At 44.3% G+C, this 4,952-nt stretch carries 5 protein-coding genes, 1 pseudogene and 1 riboswitch; all 6 genes and pseudogenes read right to left on the reverse strand.

Annotation, left to right across the window (positions count from 1 at the left end; genetic code table 11):
• The coding region (locus tag J7E85_RS33195) for an isopeptide-forming domain-containing fimbrial protein (RefSeq protein ID WP_215164214.1) at positions 1–1,647 on the reverse strand (1,647 nt) is incomplete at its 3' end.
• Between the two features lie 918 nt (positions 1,648–2,565).
• A riboswitch (cyclic di-GMP riboswitch) is annotated at positions 2,566–2,665 on the reverse strand.
• Positions 2,666–2,918: 253 nt separating this feature from the next.
• Complete coding sequence (locus J7E85_RS33200) at positions 2,919–3,266, reverse strand: hypothetical protein (RefSeq protein ID WP_251036231.1); 348 nt, start codon at positions 3,264–3,266, stop codon at positions 2,919–2,921.
• Positions 3,267–3,271: 5 nt separating this feature from the next.
• The gene (locus J7E85_RS34710) at positions 3,272–3,400 is read right to left on the reverse strand and encodes a hypothetical protein (protein ID WP_285228867.1); all 129 of its coding nucleotides are present in this window, start codon (positions 3,398–3,400) and stop codon (positions 3,272–3,274) included.
• 521 nt (positions 3,401–3,921) lie between these two features.
• A complete protein-coding gene (locus tag J7E85_RS33205; RefSeq protein ID WP_215164215.1) occupies positions 3,922–4,092 on the reverse strand; it encodes a hypothetical protein in 171 nt (56 codons plus the stop codon).
• A gap of 95 nt (positions 4,093–4,187) precedes the next feature.
• On the reverse strand, positions 4,188–4,535 hold the full coding sequence (locus J7E85_RS33210) for a hypothetical protein (protein ID WP_215164216.1): 348 nt from the start codon (positions 4,533–4,535) through the stop codon (positions 4,188–4,190).
• A pseudogene (locus J7E85_RS33215) lies at positions 4,490–4,952 on the reverse strand (hypothetical protein); the annotation flags it as partial. The pseudogene J7E85_RS33215 and the gene J7E85_RS33210, both read right to left, overlap by 46 nt.

Raw genomic sequence — 4,952 nt, forward strand, 5'->3', positions numbered from 1 at the left:
ATCCGTTGGGTTCGTTCCGTTGCCTGGATCTGTTGGGTTCGTTCCGTTCCCTGGATCCGTTGGCAGTGTGGTCGGCTCCGTTACTCGAACGATAACCGTAACCTCGGTCTTGTTGCCCTTACCGTCATCTACAATGACAGTAAAGCTATCTTCGCCCACAAAGTTAGGATCTGGGGTATAGGTCCAGCTTCCGTCCGGATTCACGATGACGGTTCCGTTCCCCGGTTGCTTGCCTGGAGTATACGTCAATGGATCTCCATCCGGGTCCGTGCCATAAACATCGCCTGTCACGGATGTACCTTTTTCCGTCGTTACGTTTTTACCTGGTGATACTGGCGGGTTATTTGGCTTATCCTTTACGTCCACCGTTATCGTCGATGTCGTAACCCCGCCCTTACCGTCGCTCACCGTGACTGTAAAAATATCCGGGCCGACATATCCTGGATCTGGGGTATACTTCCATGTGCCATCCGGATTGACGATCACCGTACCGTGCTTCGGATTACTTTCGATGGCGTAGGTAAGCGTGTCCCCATCTGGATCAGTCCCATAGACACTGCCAGTTACCGATGTATCCTTCTCCGTTGTTACATCGTAATTTTCAGTCACTGGCGGCAAGTTTGGAGGCTCAGTTACATTAACTGTCACAGTCGAGGTGATGGTTCCACCTTTTCCATCACTGATCGTAACCGTAAAGCTATCCGTTCCTGTAAAGTCTGTATCCGGTACATACGTCCATGTGCCGTCCGGATTCACCGTTACTGTACCGTTTGTCGGATCGCTACCTTTCGTAAATGTCAGCTGGTCGCCGTCAGGATCTACTCCATACACGCTTCCAGTCACCGGGGTGTTTTTCCATGTAGTTTCTTGAGTATCTGATGCCATTGGCGGTTGGTTTGCAGGCGGGTATACATTCACTTCTACGCTCGGCTTATCTGGGGTATCGATATTGTCACCAGTCACTTCTGCTACATTTCGAATGTTTTTGCCAGCTTGACCTGCTTTAATGGTCGCTTTGAATTGAACTGTGTGCCAATTGGTGTCTGTAATGTCACCAAACTGACTGACAACCTGTCCTGCGTCATAATGTCCTTTATCGTCACCTACTGCATCGGTGAAGACTACACCGTCAATCTTCAAGCTTCCCGGAACGTACTCCAATCCTTCCGGAATTGTGTCTGAGATGAGGAGTTTGTGCACCATGCTGTTTGTAATCGTGTTTCGAGTCTGAATTGTGTACAGAAGCGTGTCCCCCACTTCTGGATGGGCTGCATCTGTGTTTCCAACTGCTTTCTCCTGAAGAGTTGCTTTTTTATTCGATTCAAGCACAGGAGGATTGGGATCGAATTTACCAGCCACGCGTGACGCCAGGTCCCAAACTAATGGTCCAGTGCCGGCTCCAAGATAAGTAGTGCTCAGCGTATTCGGATCAAGTATAAAGTAGGTTGGAACGGTCATACCGCTGGCCATTAACATTTGACCATTCGGCAAAAAACTAAGCCCTCTGACTCCACCGTCTATAGTGATACCATCCGAATTAGTTATCTGTACTATACGTAATACTTCACCAGTATCTGGATTCACTTGGATAATAGCTTTTGCATCATTCGCAGCGAACCATAGATAACCGGCACTGTCGATAACCACATCTCCTCCTACAGCATTTGTACTATAGCCAGAAATTGGAGTGACAGTCTCTTTCCCTGTCTTTAAATTATACACACCCAAAACTATATTACCTTTTGCGTCGTTATAAGCGTAATAATATTTAGTACCATCTAGAGAAATTACAGCATTACCTGCCACACCCACTAATGTTGTAACAGACGTGGCTGTACCGTCAGGAGCAATTCTATAAAGAGTTTTACCTTGACTTCCGTAAAATACATTTTCTGTTAGAGATACAACTAATCCGTTGTAAGGAATGCCACCAGTGACTTGGACGCTTGCCTTAGGTGTCGCGCTTGGGTTGTTTCCATCAATTTGATAAAGAAATGATGGTTGTCCAGCATCCTCAGCAAGACCATATGAATCAGTATTATTAATGGTTATGCCAGTAGCTGCGTTGACCTCTGACCCAAATGGAAACATCCCACTAAAAGTAATTAAAAAGGCCATAAATAAAAATAATACTTTCAGGAGTGATTTTCTTTTTTTACTTTTTCCTAAATGACTAAGACTCAACTTTTTCCCTCCATTCTCGAAAAAATATAAAATGTATATTTTTCTATCTTGAAAACAAATCTACACCTAAACTCTCCTTTATCCTTTAGAATCCGCTGTCTCTACGGGATAAGCGTACAGGATATAGCACTCGGGAGCTTTGCCCACAACGTTTAAGTGTGCGTCGTAAAACTGGAAATTAGGATCTTCGCCGGTTTTACCGCTTCAATTCACTCCTCACCTCCTATGATGTATTTTTCGTCTTTTATCCAATGCCTTTTCCCCCTCGTGCTTCATCTCATCTATAGTCAAGGCTTGAAACCTCGGCTATCGTTATTTTAAATTTTAAACATCTCAAAAAAGAAGACCTCCGTCCAAAAACAGACGGAGGCCTCCGCCGTATTCGGTAGCTGGCTGGCAGTAGCATTTGCATCTAACAGCAAATCCGTTAGCCCCTTTAGCTTTGCGTCCCCATTTTTCAATGGGTTTGCCTTGATCGTACGAGCATATTATGTAATTGAAAATTTTAACATATACTTAACCATATAATATAAGCGAATCATAAGTTAGGTTCTACAGACTCATTTTTCGTAGTAATTTCTTTCTATTTGTCGTTTTTAGGAAGAATGTGACTATCATATACAACATTAAAAAGGTAGCAAGGAGCAATCTTCGAATATTTTAGGAATGGATTGTTTTGAACAATTTAAAAAAGGAAGCTGTACTATGTGGCCAGCTTCCTTTGGACTTTCAACTCAAAACTCCGCATGATTCTGCTCAAAGAATCCCATCAACTTCAATGTGTTGGCCATGCTCTCGGTCCCCTCAAGAATCTTTCTGCGGATCGTGCTGTCAGACAATCCATGCCGAAAGAACAACAACGTCTCCTTGTAAGAGTAGCCCTGCATATACCTGTAATCGACAGCCTTCCTTTCATCATCGTCTTGAATTAATCCGAATGCCCTCTGAAGCTGTTGCGTATAAAATTTGTACTGTTTATACACCCAACGTTGCTTTTCAATCAGGATTGTAGCGTTGGCCGTCTTATCAGCATGAAGATCTTCCTGATCGATACGACGAGCTGCTTCACCATCAATGGCCACTTGCTTTAAATCTTCTTCGAATTTTTCATGAGCATTGTCATCTCTTTATATTTTCCGAGCAGGAATTTTGTGCGCTGGATCTCTGCTTCGGATGCTGTTGGAAAGAGTTCCCCTTGTCCCCATGCCATCGCCATTCCCCTCAATCCCCTTTGTGATATAATCATTGAGAGGAATTTATTGCTTATTGACCCCCGGCCCTGCCACGGATATGGGGGTCTTTTCATTAAATTTAATAATCTCCTCCGTGCTCAGTTATTTATTGTTGTATCCTATCCTTGAGCAGTTAATTTATATATCAGATCGCTGCCGATATACACTTTCCGAGGTGAAAAAGATGAACGGTAAGAAATTTGTTATTATCATGGTTATTATTTTGCTGGTAATTGGAGCTAGCGCTTTATTCTTAGCACAACTCCTTAATTCTCTTTAAAGAATGTAGCTCTCTACTTACATTTGGTTATGGGTTAAACCACATAGATTTCGATTAACTAGCCTAGTATCCGTGGTGACAAATCACACCATGTCATGCCTGACCTAATAAATTGATCTATTACCTGGTTTCCTTTGCTTGCAGCGTTGTCCATCCATGCCTGCCTAATGAGCTGCTAAGTCAATTCCGCCTATCCCAGAGAAGAGGCTGAGTTATTTCATGCTCCTACTCCTTCTCTTTCGACTTGGATCTAAACTTGATCGGCTCTTTATGCGATGCCGGGATCGGTTTCCCAACAATCTGTGCCAATTCATCCGGACCAAGCTTATAGTTCATGATTTTACTCGGGGGCGACCCCTTCAATTCATTTTCACGTTTAGGTACCGATGTTTTCATGCTGCTTCCCCCTCCCACAAGAACTGACGTTCTATTAAAACCATATAATTAGGTACCCCGGTCTGCTTCGACCGGGGTTGTGACTCTGGTTTCTATTAAGCGGATCCGCCGTCTCTCATCATCTTGGTGACCATTTCCTTGTACTTCTTCCACTTCGGCTGAATTTGGCTGGAAGGAATGCCAGCAATCTTTGAAATCTCAACCCATGTCTTACCCTCATTTAGACGTTTTTCCAAGAACAGCGGGAAATCCAATGGAATATCTTCATAAGAAGGGCGTTCTTTCAGGATGAACTGTTCCAGTTCTTCCTTGCTAATCTCTTCATTACTGGATGGCTGGATTGCCTCAGAATCAGAGGCACCGTCTTCTGCAGGTTCCTGATCAGCATCCTCGAAGCTCATCTCCTGTCCATCCGGTTTTTCCTCATGCTGCTGTTCCTGCATCCATTCCGGAAGATCAGAACCTTCTTGCGATGAACCCTCGCCCATGTTTTCCTTTTCATGCTCGTCAAGTTCGTCGTCACTTTCATCTGCCGGTGGATGATCTCCTGCAGGATCCTCAGCTTGTCCATCATTGTGTTCAGCGGCTCCCTCTGATCCGGATTTTTCGAAGTCCAGCTCTGCCTGTTTTTTTCATCCTTCTGCTCATCCGGCTGCTCAACGGAGGTAACCACACCGGAAGCATCTGCAGTTACGCGACGGCCACCTTGGTAAAGCTTGTAGGCGTCGTCATCACCTTCATCAAAGTCGAATGACATTTGTGGATCTCCAAGGAATACGTTGAGCTCTTCCCCTTGGTTGTTACTTAAGAACACCAAATGCGGTAATGCTGCTTTAAGCGGAAAAGTCAGTTTAATCTCA

The organism is Paenibacillus sp. ISL-20, from assembly GCF_018613005.1.
In the GTDB taxonomy this organism is placed as follows: Bacteria; Bacillota; Bacilli; order Paenibacillales; family Paenibacillaceae; genus Paenibacillus_AQ.

Bases quoted from the DNA above. Each gene is read 5' to 3' on its own strand.
- J7E85_RS33210 (WP_215164216.1), bottom strand. From the start codon at position 4,535: ATGCAGGAACAGCAGCATGAGGAAAAACCGGATGGACAGGAGATGAGC.
- J7E85_RS33205 (WP_215164215.1), bottom strand. From the start codon at position 4,092: ATGAAAACATCGGTACCTAAACGTGAAAATGAATTGAAGGGGTCGCCC.
- J7E85_RS34710 (WP_285228867.1), bottom strand. From the start codon at position 3,400: ATGGCGATGGCATGGGGACAAGGGGAACTCTTTCCAACAGCATCCGAA.